Origin of the sequence: Rhodomicrobium sp. (assembly GCF_047605405.1) — a bacterium.
GTDB classification, from domain to species: domain Bacteria; phylum Pseudomonadota; class Alphaproteobacteria; order Rhizobiales; family Rhodomicrobiaceae; genus Rhodomicrobium; species Rhodomicrobium lacus.
Map to the genome: position 1 here is coordinate 1 of NZ_JASGFR010000052.1, position 22455 is coordinate 22455.

Consider the following 22455-nt stretch of genomic DNA (forward strand, 5'->3'; position numbering starts at 1 on the left):
GGAACCACCTTGCATCTGCCGCATTCTCTGATTAGTGATAAAAAACGAAATTCGTCACAAGTCAGCCGCAGGTGAAAATAAGCCTATGACGCAAACCTCGACCGCTGAGACCACGCGCGATCGCATTCTCGGGGAGGCCGAGCGCCTGTTTCGCCATTTCGGGTATTCGAAGACCACAGTCGCGGACATTGCCCATGCATGCGGCATGTCACCCGCGAACGTGTACCGTTTCTTCGGGTCCAAGGCCGAGATCAACGAGGCGATCTGCGCCCGCATCATCGCGACGCTGCATACCAGTCTGCGGACGATTGCAAGCGCAAGCGGCGCGGCGAGCGCCCGCCTGACACGGTTCATCGAACATCTGTCGGACCATACTCGCAACACACTCATCAATGACAGGAAGGTCCACGACATGGTTGTGGTCGCCATGGACGAGCAGTGGGATGTAATCGAGCCACATCTTCGTTTCATTGACGAAATGGTCGCCGAAATCATCGCAAGCGGCATTGCGTCCGGCGAATTTCGCGCTCAAGACCCTGATGAGGCCGCGAGGCGCACTGTTGGCGCAATCATGGTCTGCTCCCATCCGGTCGTCGTTGCGCAATTCGGTTCAAACCCAAGGACGCCTTCGGCCTCGGATATGGCCGCGTTCGTTCTTTCAGCCCTGAGGGCTTAAGGCAAAAGCAGAAGAGGCTGAATCCATGCTGTCTTTTGATGACGATTATGAGAATTCATCATTTCACACCCGGTGGCAGGTTCGGGGTGCGGTGACCATTCTTCTCCTCCCGCTCGCTCTCGCGGCATGCGGCGACAAACAGGAGGCGTCGCAACCCGCTCGCCCGGTCAAGACATTCGTCGTCCAGCCGCCATCGGCTGAACGCACGCTCACCTACTCAGGCGTGATTGCGCCTCGCATTGAAAGCCAGCTCAGCTTTCGGGTCGCGGGCAAGATCGTCGAGCGCTTCGTGAATGTCGGCGAACAGGTGAAGGCGGGCCAGAAGATCGCACGCCTTGACGAAGTGGACCTGAAGCTCGCGGAAAACAGCGCTCGCGCCAGTGTTCAGAGCGCGAAGGCGCGCGTCGACGTTGCGAAGGATGCCTTCGACCGCGCGGCCTATCTGCTTCCGAAGGGCTTCATCGCCAAGGCCGTCTATGACCAGCGGAAGCTGGATTACGACGCCGCAACGGCAGCGTACACCTCGGCGAAGGACCAGCTCGATCAGGCTGCGAACGCAACAAGCTATGCGCTTCTTGTCGCCGACAAGGACGGTATCGTAACGGCTGTCCGCGCCGAGCCGGGGCAGGTGGTGAGCGCGGGCCAGGCGGTGATTTCTCTCGCCCTCACGGAATCCGTCGAGGTGGCGGCCGCAGTGCCGGAGAATGAAATCGCGCGGCTCAGCGTGGGCGAACCTGCCCGCATCGCGCTTTGGTCGGCGCCCGAAATAAGCAGCGACGGCAAGATCCGCGAGATCGCCAGCGCCGCAGATACGGCCTCGCGCACCTATGCCGTTCGCGTGGCGATCGCGCATCCGAGGCCGGAAATGCGCCTTGGCATGACGACGTCCGTTACATTTCGCGTCAAGGAGGCGACGCCGCCTGTCGTCGTGCCTCTGACCGCGCTTACCGAAGACGGGGGAAAGCCCGTTGTCTATGTCGCTGACAAGGCGCGCGAGACGGTCGCACGCCGCGAAGTGACGCTCGGGGGAGTGGCGGAGGATGGCGTGCGCATAACGTCAGGCCTCATTCCGGGCGAGATCGTTGTCAGCGGCGGCATTCAGTTTCTGAGAGACGGCATGGAAGTGCGTCTCTCGCAGGATTTCTCCCCGACGGTCGCCGCCCACGGCTCGCGGACCTACTGAACAGAACTCGATCGGGACGCGACACAATGGAACCCTCCAACCAGCGTGCTTCCGCAAGGCACGAAGACAACGGCGGCTTCAATCTATCCGCATGGGCCATTCGCCATGGAAGCCTGACGCGGTTCTTGCTGGTTCTTATCCTCGCGATGGGCATCTATGCGCTGAAGAACCTCGGCCAGAAGGAAGACCCGGACTTCCAGTTCCGTATGATGGTTGTTCAGGTCGAGTGGCCCGGAGCCTCCGTACGCGAGATGCAGGAGCAGGTTGTCGACAAGATCGAGACCAAGCTTCAGGAGACGCCCCATCTCGATTATGTGCAGTCCTATACTCATCCGGGCAGCGCGGTGGTGTTCGTGGAATTGCGCGGCGATGCAAGGGGGCGCGACGTGCCCGATGCATTCTACCAGGTTCGCAAGAAGATCGGCGACATCAAGCAGAACCTGCCCGCGGGCGTCGTCGGGCCCTTCTTCAACGACGAGTTCGGCGACACCTACCTCGCGCTCTACGCCATCGAGGGGAAGGGCTTCAGCTATCCGGAATTGCGAGACTTCGCGAAAAGCGCACGCGATGTCCTGCTGCGCGTTGAGGGCGTCGGCAAGGTGGACCTGCTCGGCGTGCAACCGGAAAAGGTCTACATCGAGATTCCGTCGCGAGTGCTGGCCGAACGCAATATCGCCGTAGCGGACATCAAGGCGGCGCTGGATGGGCAGAACAGTCAGGCGCCGGCCGGTTCGGTGCAGACGAGCGAGCGAGCGGTCCGGCTCGACGTTCAGGGCTCGATCATGACCGTCGATGAAATCCGCGAGCTTCGCCTTCGCGCGGGCGCGCAGACCGTCCGCCTCGGCGATATCGCGGAGGTAAAGCGGGGCCTCGAAGATCCGCCGGTCGCCCGCATCCGCCATGACGGCAACGAGGCCGTGCTGCTCGGCGTCGTCATGTCGAACGGCTATAATGTGGTGGAAGTCGGCAAGACGCTCGAAACCGGTCTCGCGCAGATTCATAACGAACTGCCGGTCGGCGTGACTTTCACGAAGATTTCCGATCAACCCGCCGTGGTGACGAAGGCCATCGGCGAGTTTCTGAAGGCGCTCGGCGAGGCGTTGCTGATCGTGCTCGCGGTGTCGCTGCTGGCGCTGGGCTGGCGAGCGGGCGTGGTCGTCGCGCTGACGATCCCGCTCGTTCTCGCGGCGACGTTCCTCGCCATGTTCATCATCGGCATCGATCTCCAGCGCATCTCGCTCGGCGCGCTGATCATCGCACTCGGCCTTCTCGTCGACGATGCCATGATTGCCGTCGAAATGATGGAGCGGAAGCTCGACGAAGGCTTCGACAAGGTCCGGGCCGCCTCGTTTGCCTACACATCGACGGCCTTTCCGATGCTGACGGGCACGCTGATAACGACGGCGGGCTTCATCCCGGTGGGTTTCGCAGCGAGCACATCGGGGGAATATGTGAATTCCCTGTTCTGGGTGGTGGGCCTTTCGCTTGTCATCTCGTGGTTCGCCGCCGTTTATTTCACGCCCTATATCGGGCACACGATGCTGCGTCACCGTCCGGTGGAAAATCCGGAGCACCATGACGTCTACGATACGCCCATCTATCGGCGGCTCCGCGCGGCAATCGCGTTTTGCATCCTGCATCGCAGGAAGGTCGTTTCGATCACCGCCGCAACCTTCATCCTGGCGCTCATCGGTTTTGCCTTCGTCCCGAAATCGTTCTTTCCCGGCTCGGATCGTCCCGAAATTCTCGTCGACCTCTGGCTTCCGGAGGGCTCGTCATACGCCGAAACCGATGCCGCGGCGAAGAAGCTCGAACAGAAGCTGCTCGCCGATCCCGACGTGGCGACCTTCACGGCCTTCGTGGGCGAGGGCGCGCCGCGCTTTTTCCTCCCGCTCGACCAGCAGCTTCAAACCAAGAATTTCTCGCAATTTCTCGTTTTGCCGAAGAACACCGAAGGCACGGCAATGCGCGATGCGGTGGTCCACAGGATCCGCGCGTTGCTGTCGGCGGAATTCCCCAATGTTCGCTTCAAGGTGGAGCCGCTGACGCTGGGGCCGCCGGTGGGCTGGGCGATCCAGCTCCGTGTGCAGGGGCCCGACCGTGCGGAGGTACGCCGTATCGCGAACGAGGTGACGAAGGCCGCCGCCGCGAACCCGCTCGTCTTCAATTTGCACGACAACTGGCTTGAGCCTGCGCCGACACTCCAACTCGATATCGATCAGGACCGCGCGCGGGCTATCGGCGTCACCTCGAATGCGGTGCGCCAGACGCTGCAAACGGTGCTGTCCGGCAACACGCTCGCGGAGTTCCGGGAGAAGGACCAGACCATAGGCGTGGTTCTTCGCGAGCCCGATCGCACGCGCGGCCTGCTTACAGCGGTGGAAAACGCCTACGTCAAGACCTCGTCGGGCGGAGCCGTACCCGTGTCGCAGGTCGCGAAGGCGCGGCTCGTGTTCGAACCGGGTGTCGAATGGCGGCGCGACCGCCTGCCGACGATCACCGTTCGCGGACAAATCCCGGATGGCGTTCAGTCGGTCGACGTCGTCACCGCCATCTACAAGGAACTCGCGCCGCTCCGCGCTGGTCTGCCGCTCGGCTATCGCATCGAAATGCAGGGCGGCGTCGAGGAATCGGCCAAAGGGCAGACGTCGATTGCCGCGAAGGTGCCGATCCTCGTCATCGTCGTCCTCCTTCTGCTGATGGTGCAATTGCAGAGTTTCTCGCACACGCTGCTGGTGCTCGTGACGGCGCCGCTCGGGATCATCGGCGCTTCGTTCGCGCTGCTCGTGACGCAGATGCCTTTCGGCTTCGTGGCGATTTTGGGCGTGATCGCACTCGCGGGCATCATCATGCGCAACACGGTGATTCTCGTGGACCAGATCCAGCAGGATCTCGCTGCGGGAATCGACACCTATAATGCCATCGTCGGCTCGGCGGTCAGACGCTTTCGCCCGATCATGCTGACGGCGACGGCGGCCGTGCTGGCGCTCGTTCCGCTCGCGGGGTCTTCGTTCTGGGGGCCGATGGCGGTGGCGATGATGGGCGGAATCCTCGCCGCGACGGTCCTCACGATGACATTTCTGCCGGCGCTTTATGCGCTTGTGTTCCGGGTTGCTGTGCCGGGCGTCGAGGGACGAACCCAACGGCCCGGGCAAGAAAACGCCACGGTACAGCCAGAGCTTGTAAAGGCCGGTCAATAGGAGATGCAACGGCGCGGGGAGTTTTCAGTCCTCTCCGCTCCGCACCATGTGGATAAGCTCCGCGCGCGGAGGTTGGGCTTGCACGGGGGAGCCGTTTAACATTTAATGCCTTAGCTTCTCGGAGTGGCGCGAGCGACAGCGGGATTTCGGGCCTCGAATGCGGACGAGGCTCGATCTGGGGCAAGGAGCCCGCTTTGAAATTCGCTTCACGTTTCCGAAATGAGAGTGGCCGGAGTTGGAGCGGGCTGAGCAGGAGCCTTGCTAAATGGCCATAAATTTAAATAAACTATCGTGTGCCGGTTTGAGGGGTCATGTTGGCAGACGATGGTCCGAGCGGGGTATAGAGCTATGATTCCGGGGTCCGCGGAGGTCTGCCTTTCCGCGTTGTTCGTCGATTTCGACAACGTGTATCTATCCTTGCGCCGCCAGAGCGAGGAAGCCGCCGGGCGATTCGCCCGCAATCCGGCTGAATGGATGGCTCGAATCGCGACGGGCGGGCTTGTCCGCTTCAAGTCGCATTCCGATTATGTGCGGCGGCGATTCGCCGTGGCGCGCTGCTATGGCAATCCGGGCCGGAAGCTCGTCAGCCGTGGCGGCCCGCACGATCCGCACAACTTCGCCGACGTCCGCGTGAATTTCATGATGGCGGGTCTCGAAGTTGTGGACTGCCAGCCGCTTTCCAACCAGTTCAAGAACGGCACCGACATCAAGATCGCGTGCGACATCCGCGATTTTCTGGAGCATCCGACGCGCTTCGGCGAATTCATCGTCCTTTCGGGCGACGCCGATTTCACGCCCGTTCTGCATCATCTTCGTTCACACGACCGCCGCACCGTGGTCTATGCGAATGAAAGCACAGCGGATATCTACAAGGCGTTCAGCGACGGCTGGATCGAAGAACGCGACATGATCGCCTTCCTTCTCGGCGAGACAGCGGGCGATGCGCCGATGATCGGTCAGGACCGTGCGCCGCGCCTCGGCTATGACGGCGCAAGACAGCCGGGCTACGAGCAGAACCGCTCGCACACGCCTCCCGCCACTCTTCCCGCGGCGCATGCGCCAGCATCATCGCTTCCGGCAGTGCCGCAAGCCGGCTTCAACGGTCATCCTTCGTTTCAGGGCTACGGCGCGCCCGCTCAGGCGATACCCGCGCCGTCGCCCGCTTACGGCGCACCGGCGCAGGCCATTCCGGCGCCTCCCGCTTATGGAGCCCCTTCGCAGGCGATCCCCGCCGCGCCCAATTACAGCGGCTACAACCTTCCGCAGGAACCGGCAAAGCGCAGGCTGCCTTCGGGGCATGCGAATTCGGCGGTGCAATCCCTGATCGAGGACTTCCAGTCGATCGGGGCGGAGATCCTGAATCTCGTCCTCGATGTGGTGCAATCCTCCGAGAAGCCCGTTCCGATCGCCTATCTGGCAGACCGCGCGCAAAAAATCCTCGGTCACGCCAAGACGCTCGGCACGAACTGGGCAGGCTCCGGCGGATTCCTGAACTTCCTCAACGCCACGCTGCCCGACAACTTCCGTCTCACGGACAAGCCGCCGCATTTCGTCTACGATCCCACGCGGCACAGGATCGAGGAGCGCGTCGATCTGGCGTCGCCGCAGCCCGCTCCGCAGAAGCTTGTGGACAGGCAGCCCGCTCCGCAGCCTCAGCCGCAGGAAACGGGCTCGTCCAAGCTCGCGGAACTGCAAACCTCGATCACCCGCATCTACGACGCCTGCAAGGCGCCGCCGCTTCCTCCGAGCGAATATCAGCTGCTGTTCACGCTGATCGCGACCGAGGTTCACGAGCGCGGATTCGCTCCCGTGAAGACAGCGCAGGCGGTCGTCGAGCGGGCCACGCGCGAGGGGCTTCGCGTCGCGATGAAGGACGTGTCTTTCGTGCTCGACGCGGTGGACGAGATCGACCCATGGCTTGAACATACCCGCTCACCGGCGGCCGTGGCGCGCGCCTATCGCGATTTCGTGCTGGCGAAGTGCCACCATGCGGGAGTGAAGCTCACCGAGGACGAGCATCAACTCGTTCAGGTCTGGTTCGGCGCCAGCCAGTGGTCGGCCGTCGGCCAGACGACGATCAATTCCAGCGCTGGCCCTCAGGCAACGCCCTTGACCCCGGTCGGTGTGCAAAGGCCCGCACCCAATCCACGCAGCTACATGGCCGATTCCGCCTTGCCGCCGCCGGATCCTCGCAGTGATATTCCGCTCCCGCCGGATTTCGGGTTCGATCGCGAGCTGGAACCGGAGCAGGCGCCAAAACAGCGGTTCAGCTTCAAGCATTGACGGGCGCGCCGCCGCGCCGCGTGAACTCGCAACCACCGAAAAAGCGGCCCCGTGGCCGCCTTCACACTGCTGACAAAGCTCCCGCCTCGGCGGGAGCTTTTTGATTCAGCGGGCATTCTGAAAAGCCGGTTCCCCAACAGACGGCGCTCGACATGGCGAGCATCGGGGGCTGGTCCCGAAGGACCACTCTGATGAAGATCGAAGCGGCGGGCCACCTTCATCAGTACCTTATGCCCGATGCGATGGTGCAGATGGCTGCCTCCAAAAGGCGCCGCTTGCGCGACTTCGCTCTCCATCGGGGGGCCTTGCAAACAGAGGGCTTTCAGAGAAAACCAGCGGCATTGTAATCTTGCAATTCAAAGCCGTCACGTCTAAGCTGAAGAGATCGGCAGATTATCAATCAATGTTACGAGACTTTGCTTCCTTTTTGCGATAGCGACCAAGTTCTCAATCCGGCGGATGTCGCAACGTTCGTCTTGAATGCCAAACGGGGGATGCCGCTTTCCCTTGCCGGTTTAGAGCCAGGCGACCTGCGGACACTCATCGATCAAGCCGAACTGCCTCGAAACTTCATTCGGGTGCTGTTTCGGACCACTCAACCGTGGAGATCGTCGCAAGACGTAGTCCAGCAGATCGCCTCTTTCATGGCATCTTCCGCGTTGCGGCTGTGGCCGCGCTGGTACGCGGGGGCGGGTGTCGACTTCGGCATTTGCACCAACGATTCACTCGGGCGGCATGCCGTTCGCGTTCTGGCGAACGAAGCAGCCAAAAACGTCGCGGGCGTGCAGCCTCGTTGGGCGGAACTGGCTGCGCTTTCGGCACTTCGCGCCAAGCTCCCGCTTGTTGATGGCTTTTCCCTCGCCGCCAGCATCGAGCAGTTAACGAAGGCGATAGCGCCAGACGGACTTGTGATGGCGGTGACGTTTCCAGATGGCGAAAGCAACGCGCCGTCTGACGCTTTCGTGCGCGCGCTTGAATGGATCGCGCAGTTTTGCGGCGTCGTCGTCCTGTTCAACAGTCTTCCGCCGAACGAACCGCCTTTCGACCGTATTCTTCATGGCGCGCGCATCGTGGGAGAAAGGGCACCTTCGACCGTGCCACGAAGCGAAGCCCTTGCCCCTTGGATCGCGCCTTGGCGCGGCTCGCCCCATCCTTTGAGCGACATCGAAAAAAAGGTGGCGACGATGCTTGCGGCCGACGCCGAACTTGGCGCGCTCTTCACCTTCAACCAAACGGTCACGACCGAACGCGGTACGCAGCCCCGGGTGGACCTTCTGTGGGCCGAGGGCCGTCTGGTTGTGGAACTTGATGGATATGAGAGCCACGGAAGCCGGTCAGCCTTTGCGCGCGACCGCCATCGCGATTATGAGCTAATGCTGAGCGGCTACATCGTGCTTCGCCTTGCCAATGATGAGATCGCGCAGGACTGCGAAAAAGCCCTCGAAAAGATCCGCGATCTGGTGCGCCTGCGCCGCCAGACGATGACAATGGAGGTTTGAGGTGGCAGCCAAGACCAAGACCGAAGCTGGCAAGAAGACTGGCGGAAAGAAGACGTCGCCCGAAAAGCAGGCGCTCATAATGTGGGCGCTACTGGCCAAGGAAAACGCTGGTGCATTTCGTGGTGATCTGAAACCGACGCCGGAAAAGGCGGATCGCGAAGCGCTGGAAGACGCGGGGCTCATCAAATGGTGGAAGGTCGGCCAGAAGATTTGGATCGAGGTTTCGGACAAGGGTTGGGCGTGGGCCAATGAAAACCTGGGCCATGCGCTGCCCGCGCAATCGAACGCCGGCGCAGAAATCCTGCGCGGCTGGCTTGTGAAGCTCGATGCCTTCCTCAACACGCGTGGACTGGCGCTGGCTGATGTTCTTGCCGCACAGCCTGCGCCTCCAAAGACAAACGGCCATGACAAGACGCCGCCGAAGGTGCCAGCAGGCTCGCTTCGCGACCGCATCCGCGCCGCGTATCTCGACGCGACCGGCGGCCGCTTCAACACGCGTGCCCTTCTGAAGGACATCCGCACGCGACTCGCGGATGTGGAGCGCGCCACGCTGGATGAAGCGCTTACCCTCATGCAGCGGGAGGATGCTGCCGTGCTCTATCCTCTCGACAATCGCGCGGAGATCACTGATGCCGACCGCGCGGCTTCCATTTCCTTTGCCGGTGAACCCCGCCATATTCTTTGGATTGAAAGATAATGCCTGTTTCCGAAGCTCCGCTTGAAGCCTTTCGTTCCGTGAATTTCGACTGGACGAGACAGTTGAAAAGTGTCTGGACAGACCCGCACTATCACGTTTCGAATATCAACCAGTCAGCGACCGACGACATCATGGATTATTTCCTGTCGAGGACGCAGGTTGAAGGCGACAATGAACCGCTCGGCAAGGTTCTTGTCGGGCCAGCGGGCTTCGGAAAAACTCACCTTATCGGCGAATTGCGGCGGCGTGTCTGGAGGGCAAACGGATGGTTCGTCCTCCTCGACTTCGTCGGCGTGAAAGATTTCTGGTCGTCCGTTGCGCTCGGTTTTTTGAGTTCGCTGCAGGTTCGGACACCTGGCCGGCAAACCCAATACGATCTGCTCATCAGCCGTCTCGCCGATTACCTCGGTATCAAGAGCGATCTCGCGGCGGCAACGAAATGGTATCAGAAGGACGCCCGCGAGCTCGTCACCGAGATTGTGAAGCTCTTCCTTTCGGCGCTGTCGAGGGTGGACCGTTCCGCCACCCTTAAGCATCGCGACGTGGTGACTGCACTCGTGCTGATGATTTCGGAGGATCTCGACTACCATAGCGTTGCGCATGCCTGGCTGCAGGGGATGGACGTCGATCAGGAAGAAGCGCGGCCGCTCGGTTTGAGGGAAGAGAACTCACCGATCAAGGTTGTCGAGGGGCTTTCATGGCTGATGAGTCTCGTCGGCCCCACTCTCATCGCGGTCGATCAGATTGATGCGATCGTCAGCGCCAGCAACGCGCAGGCACGCGCTCGGGCGGCACAGCAAACGAATGAAGAAGAACTTGAGGCAAAGGCTATCGTGGAGCTTCTCGCTGAAGGCTTGATGGAAATCCACGAGAAGAAGCGGCGAGCAGTCACGGTTGTTTCATGCCTCGAAGCGACCTGGAAAATTATCGAGGGCGGCGCAACGGCTTCGATCCGCGATCGCTACCTGAGCGGGCTGCCTTTAAAAACGCTGCAAACGCGCGAGACGGCGGAAGCGCTCATCGCAGCGCGTCTGGCTCCAGCCTATGAGCAGTACGGCTTTACGCCGCCCTATCCTACATGGCCGTTTACAGGCAAGTCGTTGGACGCCGCTGTCGACTACACGCCGCGCCAGCTTCTGAAGCGCTGCGAAGACTTTCGCCGGAAATGCGTCGCCGAAGGCCGCGTTACAGAATGCCTGTCGCTGGAAGACAAGGCAGCTTCCGCTGAGACAGCGCCGCCGCGGGCCGACATCGAAGCAGCGTTCGAGCGCGAGGTGGCCGTGGCCAATGTCGCGCCGCTGTTCACGCCCGCGGGCGAGGACGACCTTCGCGCGCTGCTCGATTCCACGCTTCAGTTCCTCGTCAAGCACTACGACTTGCCCGATGCAATCGATGCCGAGGCGCAGCGCGACCCCGACCAGAAGCGGCCTTCGCTGCATGGGCGCGTGTCCTTCACGTTCCATGACGAGGGCGACCGCGAACAGCATTACTGCTTCCGCATCATCGAGCACGTAAACGCAATCGCATTCCAGTCGCGCCTCAAGGCGGCGATGACGGCATCCGGCATCGATACGGCGCTGAAATTCCGCCATCTCTACGTGCTGCGCACTTCTCCGCTCCCGACGGGCAAGAAAACCGAAACGCTGCTGGATCAGTTCAGGAAGGCGGGCGGCAAGATCATCGTGCCCGCTGAAAAGGATCTCCGTATTTTTGCCGCGCTTCGTTCGCTCGCGAAAGAGGACAATATCGAATTCGAGGCTTGGCTGCGCAGCAAGAAACCGTTGTTCGAGACGGATTTCTTCAAGAGCGTGGAGCTTGCGCCGCCGCCGTTCCTGTCGGATGGTGGCAACCCATCGGGTGACGACAGACCGAGTGGTGGTGGCCCGGCAGGTGGCCCCGGAAGCGGAGGGGTGGGGCCCGCCAGCAACGGAGCGGGCAACGGGTCTTCCCCCGGCAATGCCGCGGCGCGCGACAACACGCGTGCAGGCTCCCATAAAAGCGGCGATCACGCGAGAAGCGATGCCAGTCAGCACGAGCGAAAGAACGCGCCGCGTCTGATCCCGCTCGGGCGGCGGTTCGAGCGCGGCCAGCTCGGTGACCCCGTGTCTCTCGACGCAGCCCTCCTGCCGCGCCACGTCGCCATCATCGCCGGATCGGGCTCCGGCAAGACCGTGCTACTGCGGCGAATCGTCGAGGAGGCCGCTCTTCTCGGCATTCCCGCCATCGTTCTCGATATCAACAACGACCTTTCGCGTCTCGGCGACCGCTGGCCGGAAACGCCCGCCGATATGTCTGCCGAGGACGCCGGCAGGGCTGAGAGGTATCACGAGAACACGGATGTCGTGATCTGGACGCCGGGCGCGAGCAGCGGCCGCCCGATGTCGCTGCCGCTGTTGCCTGACTTCTCGCGCATCGGAGAGGGCCGCGAGGCTCAGGACGAACGCGAGCAGGCCATCGCCATGGCGCTCGCGACGCTGACGCCTTATATCGGCGGCAGCGGCCAAAGGGCGACGCTAAGACAAGGCGTGCTTGCCGCTGCGCTTCGTTTCTTCGCGAAGGACGGCACCGACTCGCTCGAAGACTTCATTCGGCTTCTGTCCGAGCTTCCCGACGGAGTGAGCCAGATCAAGGACTCCTATAAACTCGCAAGCGACATGGCCGACCAGCTTCGCGCCGCTGTCGATACAAATCCGCTGCTGCGCTCAGCCGGTGTGAAGCTCGATCCCGCCCAGCTTTTCTTTGGCGCGAAGGGCAGGACGCGCATTTCGGTCATCAACTTCTCGGGGCTTGCAAGCGAGGCCGCCAAGCAGGCCTTCGTGAACCAGTTGCAGATGGCGCTTTTCACCTGGATCAAGGCCAATCCGAGCGAGACCGGTTTGCTCTACGTGATGGACGAAGCTCAGAATTTCGTGCCGTCGCAAGTTGGCACGCCGTGCAAGGAGAGCGCGAAGTCGCTCGCGGCTCAGGCGCGCAAATACGGCCTCGGAATGATCCTCGCGACGCAGCTGCCGAAAGGCATCGACAACGGCATCGTGTCCAATTGCACGACGCACGTCTACGGCAGGATGAGTTCACCGACTGCCATCGAGGCGATCAAGGATCTGGTTCGAGCCAAGGGCGGCGAAGCCGATGACGTGGGTCGCCTCAAGCTCGGTGAGTTTTATTTTTCGACCGAAGGATCCGCCCGCCCGTTCAAGATCCAGACGCCGCTTTGTCTGAGCTGGCACGCCAAGAACCCGCCGACGGCTGGGGAGGTGATGGAGAAGGCTCGCGCAGTGTCGATTTAAACCCTACCCTGGGTCGCCGACGTAGCCACGATCTTTCGGTTTGAATACGCGCTGCGATATCAGCGCATTGTTAGACCACGCGGACGCGCGGCGAAATGGGGGCGCAGACTTGAGCGACGAAGACGTTCGTTTGGAGTTCGGATCTTCACTGTCTATGGTGCGTCAACACCTCCCAAGTTATTGATTTGTCGCCTATTCTGATTGGTGGGATTGCGTGTCTTTTTCGGCCGGGTGTGCCAGCCTGCCGAATAGCTTCCGATCCCGATGGGAACTCTTCGCGGCAGGCAAAAATGTGAGGGCGGATTTGCACCCGCCGCTCTTTAAAGAGTTGCAAACGCGCAGAGGCGTGCCACCTCAAGGTGCCTTAATTTCAGCGCGGCCGAAGAGCGCCAGCAGCCCATCCGACAGCGCTCCGCGCCATACGAGATAGTCGTGGCCGCCCGCATATTCGCGCGCGATCACCGCATATCCTTTCGCTTCGAGCACGTCGCGCAGATGACGGTTTGTTTCAAGAATGCTCGGGCGTCCGCCGCCTCCAGCTTCGAAGAACCCCGCGCTCAGGAAGAAGCGGACGTCTCGGCGGGGCGTCTTTGCGACGAGCGCGGCGACGTGATTCGCTCGCGCGGGTTCGGCGTCGTCGGGGTGCCACCAATAGGAGCCCGACAGGCTGATGGCATTCCCGAACGCTTCCGGGTGACGAAGGGCGATGGTCGATGAGGCCAGCCCGCCAAAGCTCGATCCCGCGAGAGCGGTGCGCGCGGGGCTATGCCGTAGCGAGGTCGCGGCAAGCACCTTGGGAAGCAGCTCCCCTGCCAGAGCATCGGCGAAGGTTTCGTTGCCGGGAAGCTCGGTCGCCCTCGTATCGCCGTCGATGTTGGGAATGAAGACGGCTACCGTTGGAGGGATCACGCGCGCCGCGATCATATTGTCGAGAATAAGCGGGGTTGGAACCTTGCCCTGATACTCGCGACCGTCGAACACGAAGAGCAGCACGGTTTCGGGATCGGCGGGGTTGAAGTGCGGCGGGGTGTAAATCGTCACGTCGCGCGCATTGCCGAGCTTCGCGCTTGCGAAGGCGAGGGGCGAAAGCTTGCCCGAAGGCGCGCCGACGGGGGCGATCCAGGGCTGCGCGGGCGCGTCCGGCAATGAGAAGGTTGAGCTTTGATTGTAGGCGTCGCCGGCTTCTGCCGGCCACGGCGCGCGATTGAGCGGATCCGCCTTTGCGGTTGCGAGGATCGCGACGCGCCGCTCACGCTCGGTGCCAGCGAGGTCGGGCACGTCTGGCGCAATTTTATAGGAAAGCCGCGTCGAGGAGGGGAGCACATACGTCTTGAACCAGACGTCGCTGTCGCCGAGCCGCTCCATCGGATCGTGATCGGTGCTCGGTGCGCCGAGAATGCGAACGCCGCGCCTGGCTCCGCGCATCAGGAAGGTGACGATCACCTTGCCCTCCGGGCCCGGCTCGACGAGGGGCGTCCCCCTCTCGGCAGCAATCCGCCAGAAGGCATCCGTGCTCTCGCCCGCCGCCACTTTCGCGGCGAGGTCCGCCATCATCGGGCTGACCGGCTTTTTCGGTGGCGCGACCTGTTCGGCCACGCCGATGCGCTTGTCGAGCCTGACAAGCACGCGCCCTGTCCCCCTCGCGCTGAGGCGCAGCACGTCACCCTCATCGGCGACATAGCGAAAATCGCTTCTCCCCGCCGCGTCGCGGAAAAACCGTCGTATAGGCTTGCCGTCCGCCAGGAGTTCGAGCGTGACGGCGGAGCCTCCGGCGTCGACCACGCCCGCCACATAGTCGCCGGGGCGCGTTCCGGCATCGATGACGACCGGAGCCGTCGCCGCGACATTCACTTCCATCGAAGCGCCGGGATCGAGGCGAAGCGGAAGTCCCTCGGCCGCCACGTATGCATGCGGAAACATGGTCATCATCACCGCGAAAAGGCCCGCCCGGGCAAGAGACCGGGCGGGGACTGGGGTTTGCACTTTTACCATGAATATTTGACCTGCCCCGTCACCGCACGGCCGGAACCGTAGAAACAGGCCCCGGCGCTGGCGCAGGATGCCACATACTGCTCGTCGGAAATGTTCGTGGCGTTGACCTGAAGCTTCGTACCCTTGAGGTTCGGAAAGGAAGCGCTGAGGTCGTAGCTGACGGATGCATCAAAAAGCGTGACCGCCGGCACCTTGAAGGTGTTCGTATCGTTGCCCCAGCTCTCGCCGATGAAGCGCACGCCCGCGCCGAGGCCGAGGCCGTTGAACGCACCGTCCTTGAAATCGTACTTGCCCCAGAGCGACACCTGATCGATCGGCACGCGCGCCGGCATCTTGCCGAGAATCGTGCTGTCGAGGTTGTCCGTCACCTCCATGTCGATATGGCTATAGCTCGCCACGGCGGAAATGTTTTCGGTCAGTTCCGCATGGGCTTCGAGTTCGAAGCCGCGGCTGCGGATCTCACCGATCTGCGTATAGGGATCGGTCGATTTCTGGCGCGTCAGCACGTTCTGTTTCGTCAGGTCGAAAACGGCGGCCGTGAACAGCATGCGCGTGCCGGGAGGAGCATATTTGATGCCGGCTTCATACTGCTCGCCGGTCGTCGGCTTGAAGGGAGCCTGTCCCGTGGCGGGTGCCTGCGTTACCGGCTCGAAGGACTGGCTGAAGCTCACATAAGGCGAGATGCCGTTTTCGAAATTGTAGATCGCACCCGCGCGCCAGGTGGTAGCGGTGTCGTCCTGTGAGGTCTTCGCGCCGCTCTTGAGGTAGTCCGTGACCTCGTTCGAGGCCCAATCGTGGCGCACGCCCGCAAGCAGGTTCAGGCGGCCAATCTCGATCTGATCCTGAAGGTAGAGGCCAACCTGATCGGTGATCGTCTTGTTGTCGGTGTTGTTGACGATGTTTGTATCGACAGGCTGACCGTAAACGGGATCGTCCCAGTCGATATAGCTGAGAGTCGCCGCATAACCCCACTGGTAGTCGCGCCGCGACCAGCGGTAATCCACACCGCCCAGCATCTTGTGCTTCACGAAGGCGGTCTTGAAGTCGGCCTGCACCTGATTGTCGACCGTGAACTGCGTCAATTCCTCAGGGCCGGCTCCAGCCTTTCTTGCAAAGGTGTTGTCGTCGACCACGCCCCATTCGACCATTGTGTTGAACATGGTCTCGATCCGCGAGATGCGTGCGCTCTGGCGCATCGTGAACGTCGGGTCGAAGCGGTGCTCGAATTGATAGCCGATATAGTATTGCGTCCGCTCGTATTTATCGTAGCTGGGCTCGCCCATGTAGAAGTCATGCGGCACGTAGCCATGAGACGTCGGGTAAATCGTGCCCTTCGCTTCGAGGAAGTTCCGAAAGCCCGCGTTTGGCTCGTAGGTGTACATGCCGTCCACGACGAGCTTTGTGTTTTCGGTGGGCTTCCACATCACGGAAGGCATGACGCCGACGCGCTTCTTCTCGGTGTAGTTCACCTCCCCATCGCTATCGAGGCCGACGCCGACGACACGATAGGAAATTTCCGGGCTGACCACACCGCCGACATCGAAGCCGGTCGCGAAGCGGTTTTCGCTGCCGAATTCGACGAAGACTTCGCGGTGCGTCTCGCCGGTCGGGAGCTTGCTGACGAGGTTCACGATGCCGCCGGGGTTTGCCTGCCCGTAAAGCACCGAGGCGGGCCCTTTGATCACCTCCACCCTTTCAAGGAAATACGGGTCCATCTGGCCGAAAGAGCCGGAGCCGTAGAGGAGGCCGTTTAGGTAGCGCGGCACATAGTTGAAGCCGCGCACGAACATTTCGTCGTGAAGGTTCGAACTGCCGCGATATTCCGTAAATACGCCCGCAGTGTAGCGGAGCGCCTCAGCCACGGTTTTCGCGGCCTGGTCCTCGATCTGCTGGCGCGGCACGACGGAGATGGACTGCGGGGTCTTGGTGAGCGGCGTGTTGGTCTTGGTACCGGTCAGACTTTTCTGCGCGACATAGCCCTGAACCGGGCCGTTACCGCTCTCCTCCTGCGCCTGCGGCTCCTGCCGGGGCAACTCGACGGGCTGCGCGGCCTGCTGCCTCGGCGCGGGCTTTTTCACCTTCTTTTTGCCTTCGACGACGATCTCGCCGATCTGGCCCGTTCCTTGCGCCTGAACCGGAACCATGACTGCGTCCAGGGTAAAAAGGCTCGCGCTTGTGACAAGGCTCCAGCCCAGCAGAGCCAGGACACGGTCGCGCTTTACTGAAATTTTGGAACTATAATAACTCGTATTTGCTGTCGCTGATCTACAGTTATAATAATTCTGCCGATAGCCTGAAGTGGTCGTGCCCATTTTGTCGCCCCGTTTACGCAACCTAAGGTTTAAATACTCGGAAAACCTTAGCTTGCACCCAGATGTTTCTCTGGATATCTTATGAGGCTGACGTTGGAAATTTGGGAGAATGTCAAAAGGATATGCAAAACGACCATCGCGACGTCTTCGGCTCAGACTGTCGCTATTCTGCAATCGAAGCGTTCGATGACGGCGCCTGCGCCGTCGAAAAGCGGCAGCAGCTGTTGCCGAAGGTGGGCATTCTGGAAAAGCCTCTCGTTCCGGTCGCTCCCGCGCCGCGAGCGGCTCCGGCCCTCTCCGAGATCCCGCCAAAATTGATGCTGATGGCGATCTTCCAGGGCAGCCAGCGCTTCCGTATCGACCACCAGGACTTCGTTTTTCAAAGCGGTGCCGGCGCTGAACCGGTACGTGCGATGATGATAAACCTCACGCGGCCGAGTGTTCTCGGCCACTTCGGCAGTTCTCCGGGAATGAGGAAAATTCAGATCTCATGCCCGCCGGACTGGCTGGACGGTCTCTATCTCGAAGAGACGGAAGGTTCGCCGCCTTTGCACGACTTCCTTTCGAGGCATTTGTCGCATTTTGCCTGGACGCCGAGCCGCCAATTCGTCTGGGCGGCGCGCGAGCTTCTGGAACCGGCGGTTTCGCGTCCCGAGCTTTGCCGCCTCAACAGGCACGCGCGCGCGCTCGACATGCTGCGCTTCGCATTCGATGCGCTGCTCGCGGAGCGGAGCGCGGATGATCCTCTGCCGTCGCTGAGCGCTGCGAGACAGGGCCGCCGCGTGCGCGACTTCATCATCGCCAACCTTTCGGAAAATCTCACGATCGAACAGATCGCCCGCGAAACGGGGGCAAGCGCCAGCACCGTGCAGCGTGCCTTCAAGGCCCATTTCGGCATCACGGTGCAGGCCTTCATCCGCCAGAGGAAACTCGAACTCGCGAAGACGGCGCTCTGCCGCGAAGGCATCACCATCGCGGAGGCGGCTTATATCGCGGGCTATTCCAATGCGTCGAACTTCACCTGCGCCTTCAAGCGCACCTACGGCTTCCCGCCCGGGCGCACCGCGCGCATGAATTCCTGAACGCCTATTCGTAATAGAGGGCGATGCGCCGTCCGGCCACCGCATGGACCTGGATTTCCATCCCGTAGATGCCGCGGAGCATGTCTTCGCGGATCACTTCGTCCACCGAGCCGGCGATGGCAAGCTTGCCGTCCTTCAGCGCGACGATGAAATCCGAGTACCACGACGCGAAATTGATGTCGTGAAGCACGAGGACGACGGTCTTGCCGAGGTCGCGCGTCGCTTGACGCAGCGTTTTCATCATCGACTGCGCATGCTTCATGTCGAGGTTGTTGAGCGGCTCGTCGAGAAGCACATAATCCGTGTCCTGACACAATACCATGGCGACGAACGCGCGCTGCCTCTGGCCACCCGAAAGCTCATCGAGATAGCGGTCGGCGAGCGCGCCGAGATCGAGATAGGAAAGCGCGCGCTCGACGTGGCGCTTGTCGTCCAGCGTCGGGCGCCCTTTCGAATAGGGAAAGCGGCCGAAGGTGACGAGGTCGCGGACGGTGAGCCGTGCTGTCAGGTGGTTGTCCTGCCGGAGGATGGCCAGTCGCCGCGCGATCACATCCGACGCCGTGGTGGTGACGTCGAGGCCGCCGACGGTGACGCTGCCGCCGTCCATCTTGAGGAGGCGGGCCAGCATCGAAAGCAAGGTGGATTTTCCCGCTCCGTTCGGACCGATGATCGATGTGATGCCACCCTTCGGGATCGTCACGCTGAGGCCGTCGACCACCACCGCGTCGCCGTAGCGCTTCGTGACTTCGTTCGCGAGTATCATCTGATGGCCTTTCTCACGATGAGAATGATGAACGCTATGCCTCCGACGAACTCGATGATGACCGACAGCGCGGTGTCGAAACCGAAGACGCGTTCTAGAATCGTCTGCCCGCCGACGAGGAAAATTATGCTGAGAAGAACAGCGGCCGGAATGAGCACCGCGTGGCGAGCGTTTCCGATCAGCGCATGCGCGAGGCTCGCGACGAGCAGCCCGAAGAAGGTGACGGGACCGACGAGTGCCGTGGACGCCGATACGAGAAGAGCCACCGCGATGAGAACGAGCGAAACCTCGCGCCGATAGTTGACGCCGAGGCTTATCGCCATCGGTCGGCCGAGCGCGAGCACATCGAGACGCGGCAGCATCGGGATCACAACGGCAGAGACGACAGCGACGATCGCCGTCGAAACGCCGAGCAGCGTGGCATCGATGCGGTTGAAACTCGCAAAGAAGCTGTCTTGCAGGACCATGAACTCGTTCGGGTCGAGCAGCCGCTGCATGAGCGACGCGAGGCTCTTGAAGAAGACGCCGAAGATGATCCCCGCGAGCACCAGAAGATGGAGGCTGCGTTCCTCCCCCGCGAACAGCCAGCGGAACAGCAGCCCGGAAAAGAGAGCCATGGCGATGGCGTTGAGTGCGAACACGGAATTATGGTCGAGCATGGCCACCGCCGCCGTCCCGAGCAGCGTGACAAGCATCGTCTGGATCAGGATGTAGAGCGCGTCGAAGCCCATGAGGGCAGGCGTGAGGATGCGGTTGTTGGTGACGGTCTGGAACAGCACCGTCGACAGGGCAATCGCCCATGCGACAAGAACCAGCCCCGCGAGCTTCAGGCCGCGAAACTTCAGCACGAAGTCCCAGTTGCCTTTCGCGCCCAGTGTCATGAACGCGACGCAGGCACCAACCGCCAGCGCGCCGAGCAGCAAAAGGACGGCGCGCGGCCGCGCGTTCCGGTCAGGCAGCATGCGAACGCTTCCGCAAAACGAGCCAAAGGAACATGGCACTGCCGACGACGCCGACGACGGTTCCGAGCGGAATTTCATAGGGCTCGCGGATGATGCGCCCGAGGAGGTCGCAGGAGAGGACGAAGATCGCGCCCAGCACGGCCACCCACGGAACCGCGCGGCGCATGTTGTCGCCGACGGTGAGGCTTACGACGTTCGGGACGATGAGACCGAGGAACGGGATCATGCCCACCGTCACGACGACCGCCGATGTCACCATCGAGACGATCACAAGGCCGAGCGCGAGAACGCGCTTGTAATTGAGGCCGAGATTGGTGGTGAAGTCGCGCCCGAGCCCCGCCACGGTGAACCGGTCGGCGGCGATCCAGGCGACAGCGGCAAGAAGCCCGCCGACCCAGAGCAGTTCATATCGGCCGCGCAGAACGCCAGAGAAATCGCCCATGGTCCAGGCCAGCAGCGACTGCAGGAGATCGAAGCGGTAGGCGATGAAGGTAGCGACTGCGTGGATGACGCCGCCCAGCATGATGCCGAGAAGCGGCACCATCAGCGGATCGCGGAGGGGTACAAGCCGCAGGAGGCGCACAAACAGCAGCGTTCCCGCGAGCGCGAAAGCGGCCGCCACCAGCATTTTTCCCATCACGGGCAGGTCGGGCGCCATGATCGTGACGGTCAGCAAGCCGAGACTTGCGGCTTCCACCGTGCCGGATGTTGTCGGCTCGGCAAAGCGGTTGCGGATCATCATCTGCATGATGAGGCCGGCGATGGCCATGGACGCGCCCGCCAGTATGAGCGCCATTGTACGCGGAATGCGGCTGATCGCGAGAATGCGCGCGGCATGTCCGTCATCATGTCCTGAAAGCATGGCCCATACGGGCATATGCGTCACCCCGACGAGGAGGCTTATGCAGGCGAGCGCCAGCATCGCGAAGACGGCGAGGAGGAGGGTGCGCATGCCGCGTTATTTCCGGTCGAGCGCGGCCTGAATCTGCGCGATCAGAATTGTCAGCGCCGTATAGCCTCCCGGCGCGATATAGGCTGCCGACGGGTCGAGATAGACGATCCTGCCGAGCTTTGCCGCGCTCGACTGCCGGACGAGTTCGTTGTCGAGCACGGCGGCCGCCGAACCGCCCCTGCTGGCGGTCCCGACAGCCGCGTCGCGGTCGATGACGAAGATCCAGTCCGGGTTTTTCTCAAGGATGTACTCGAACGACACCACGTCGCCGCCATGGAAGCGGTCGTCGATCTTGCTTTCCACGGTCTTGAAGCCGAGTTCGCGATGCAGCCAGCCTATGCGCGACGTCGGGCCGTATGCGCCCACCTTGCCGCCATTTGTGACGAGGATAAGCGCCGTTCCCGCCCCTGTTGCACGCGCGCGTAACGCCGTCACCCGGGAATCGAGGTCGGCCACGAGGCGCGCGGCTTCGGCCTCCTTGCCGAAAATCGCGCCGACCTTTGCGATGTTGGTCTTGACGCTTTCCACGATCCTGTCCTGATCGAACGAGAGATCGACGGCGGGCACGAGCGCGGCCACGTCTTTCAGCTTGCCGCGCGAACGCACACCGACAATCGCGAGATCGGCACTCGCCGCGTTGATGGCTTCGAGATCCGGCTCGAACAAAGTTCCCATCCGGGCATATCGTGGATCGGCATACTTCCTGAGCCATGGCGGAAGGTTCGACCCCAGCACACCGGCGGGCTGCGCCCCGAGTGCGTCCGCGATGTCGAGCGTGTTGATGTCGAGAACGAGCACCTTCTCGGGTCTCTTCGGCAGCACGGTTCGCCCTTGCGCGTGCTCGATAACGAATTCCGCCCGCGCGCCCGTCGAAGGGACCGAAACCGTCAATGCGACGGTCAGCATCAGGGCGACGTTAAGTATAATTTTTGCCAACACGGCGCGCGTCCTTTTCATCCCACCTTGCAAAGGGCGCATCGCTTTAACATGCGTAAAATCAAAGCGCCAGACGTGCCAAAGTAAAAAATGCAAGACTTAGAATAATTATAACAAGCGGCGTAATTAGAATAATTATAAATCTCGCGTAATCGCGACACGAATATTGTGCTTCCGTACCAAATTCTGATGAGCGCCATTCATTGAGAGCCGGCTGGCTTGCCCGCGATCATGGTAATGCTGTATTCGTTCGGGACATTGCCATTGCTGCGTGTCCGTCCAGAGGAGAGTCCGCTGCCTTGTCCCATTGCCAAATGGCGAACATCGGTGGCCGTCAGGATTATTGAACCGAGGTTCGGGGCAGAGGTGGCGAAGCGCATCCATTGTCACCATCGAAAGAGCGGCAATTCACATGACTGATTGCGTTCGGCTCGCGAAATCCATCCGGCTTTCCGCTGTCTGCCTGCTGTTTGCGGCGCTCGCTCTCGATCCCGGCGCGAGGGTGCTGGCGCAGAACGCGCCTCCATCGCCCGCAGCACCGCCCTCGCATGCATCCGCTCACCCGGGCGACGAGCGCGGCTCGGCGCCTCTTTTGTCGGCCCACGCCGCCGCGCAGACGGAAGCCGCGCCG

The 22455-nt window shown here is 61.8% G+C and carries 15 protein-coding genes; 9 read left to right on the top strand and 6 right to left on the bottom strand.

All coding sequences use genetic code 11. The features are described 5' to 3' along the window. Window positions 1-85: 85 nt before the first annotated feature. The 7 genes from QM659_RS15545 (at window position 86) to QM659_RS15575 (ending at window position 12825) form a co-directional block, all read left to right on the top strand. Entirely contained in the window at window positions 86-676 is a 591-nt protein-coding gene (locus QM659_RS15545) for a TetR/AcrR family transcriptional regulator (protein ID WP_415189112.1), read from the top strand. Window positions 677-767: 91 nt separating this feature from the next. Further along, window positions 768-1859, top strand: a complete 1092-nt coding sequence (locus QM659_RS15550; protein WP_415189113.1) for an efflux RND transporter periplasmic adaptor subunit — start codon at window positions 768-770, stop codon at window positions 1857-1859. Between the two features lie 26 nt (window positions 1860-1885). Then, window positions 1886-5059: an efflux RND transporter permease subunit gene (locus QM659_RS15555; RefSeq protein WP_415189114.1), complete on the top strand. Its 3174-nt coding sequence runs from the start codon at window positions 1886-1888 to the stop codon at window positions 5057-5059. 348 nt (window positions 5060-5407) lie between these two features. Continuing rightward, a complete protein-coding gene (locus tag QM659_RS15560) occupies window positions 5408-7342 on the top strand; it encodes an NYN domain-containing protein (RefSeq protein WP_415189115.1) in 1935 nt (644 codons plus the stop codon). A 644-nt stretch (window positions 7343-7986) separates the two neighbouring features. After that, entirely contained in the window at window positions 7987-8841 is an 855-nt protein-coding gene (locus tag QM659_RS15565; RefSeq protein ID WP_415189116.1) for an endonuclease domain-containing protein, read from the top strand. Window position 8842: 1 nt separating this feature from the next. Continuing rightward, window positions 8843-9538 carry a hypothetical protein gene (locus QM659_RS15570; RefSeq protein ID WP_415189117.1) on the top strand — a complete coding sequence of 232 codons (696 nt, stop codon included), beginning with the start codon at window positions 8843-8845 and terminating at the stop codon, window positions 9536-9538. Next, on the top strand, window positions 9538-12825 hold the full coding sequence (locus QM659_RS15575) for an ATP-binding protein (RefSeq protein WP_415189118.1): 3288 nt from the start codon (window positions 9538-9540) through the stop codon (window positions 12823-12825). Before QM659_RS15570 ends, QM659_RS15575 begins: the two co-directional genes overlap by 1 nt. Before the next feature lie 354 nt (window positions 12826-13179). On the opposite strand, the gene fes is transcribed toward QM659_RS15575, so the two are convergent. Together fes and QM659_RS15585 are read right to left on the bottom strand one after the other, a co-directional pair. Continuing rightward, entirely contained in the window at window positions 13180-14745 is a 1566-nt protein-coding gene (gene fes, locus QM659_RS15580) for an enterochelin esterase (protein ID WP_415189119.1), read from the bottom strand. A 65-nt stretch (window positions 14746-14810) separates the two neighbouring features. Next, window positions 14811-16961 carry a TonB-dependent siderophore receptor gene (locus QM659_RS15585; RefSeq protein ID WP_415189120.1) on the bottom strand — a complete coding sequence of 717 codons (2151 nt, stop codon included), beginning with the start codon at window positions 16959-16961 and terminating at the stop codon, window positions 14811-14813. Window positions 16962-17251: 290 nt separating this feature from the next. Between QM659_RS15585 and QM659_RS15590 the strand changes: the two genes are divergently transcribed. Beyond that, entirely contained in the window at window positions 17252-18211 is a 960-nt protein-coding gene (locus QM659_RS15590; protein WP_415189121.1) for a helix-turn-helix domain-containing protein, read from the top strand. A gap of 4 nt (window positions 18212-18215) precedes the next feature. Here the strand turns inward: QM659_RS15590 and QM659_RS15595 are convergent, their stop codons facing one another. The 4 genes from QM659_RS15595 to QM659_RS15610 are packed head-to-tail and all read right to left on the bottom strand — an operon-like array spanning window position 18216 to window position 21827. Continuing rightward, window positions 18216-18974 carry an ABC transporter ATP-binding protein gene (locus QM659_RS15595; RefSeq protein WP_415189122.1) on the bottom strand — a complete coding sequence of 253 codons (759 nt, stop codon included), beginning with the start codon at window positions 18972-18974 and terminating at the stop codon, window positions 18216-18218. Further along, entirely contained in the window at window positions 18971-19936 is a 966-nt protein-coding gene (locus QM659_RS15600; protein ID WP_415189123.1) for an iron chelate uptake ABC transporter family permease subunit, read from the bottom strand. The genes QM659_RS15595 and QM659_RS15600 overlap by 4 nt, the downstream gene beginning before the upstream one ends. Beyond that, the gene (locus QM659_RS15605) at window positions 19926-20888 is read right to left on the bottom strand and encodes an ABC transporter permease (protein WP_415189124.1); all 963 of its coding nucleotides are present in this window, start codon (window positions 20886-20888) and stop codon (window positions 19926-19928) included. The genes QM659_RS15600 and QM659_RS15605 overlap by 11 nt, the downstream gene beginning before the upstream one ends. 6 nt (window positions 20889-20894) lie before the next feature. After that, window positions 20895-21827, bottom strand: a complete 933-nt coding sequence (locus tag QM659_RS15610) for a siderophore ABC transporter substrate-binding protein (protein ID WP_415189125.1) — start codon at window positions 21825-21827, stop codon at window positions 20895-20897. A 409-nt stretch (window positions 21828-22236) separates the two neighbouring features. On the opposite strand from QM659_RS15610, the gene QM659_RS15615 reads away from it, so the two are divergent. Further along, window positions 22237-22455 (top strand): hypothetical protein (locus QM659_RS15615; protein WP_415189126.1); only part of this gene is annotated, 219 nt, incomplete at its 3' end.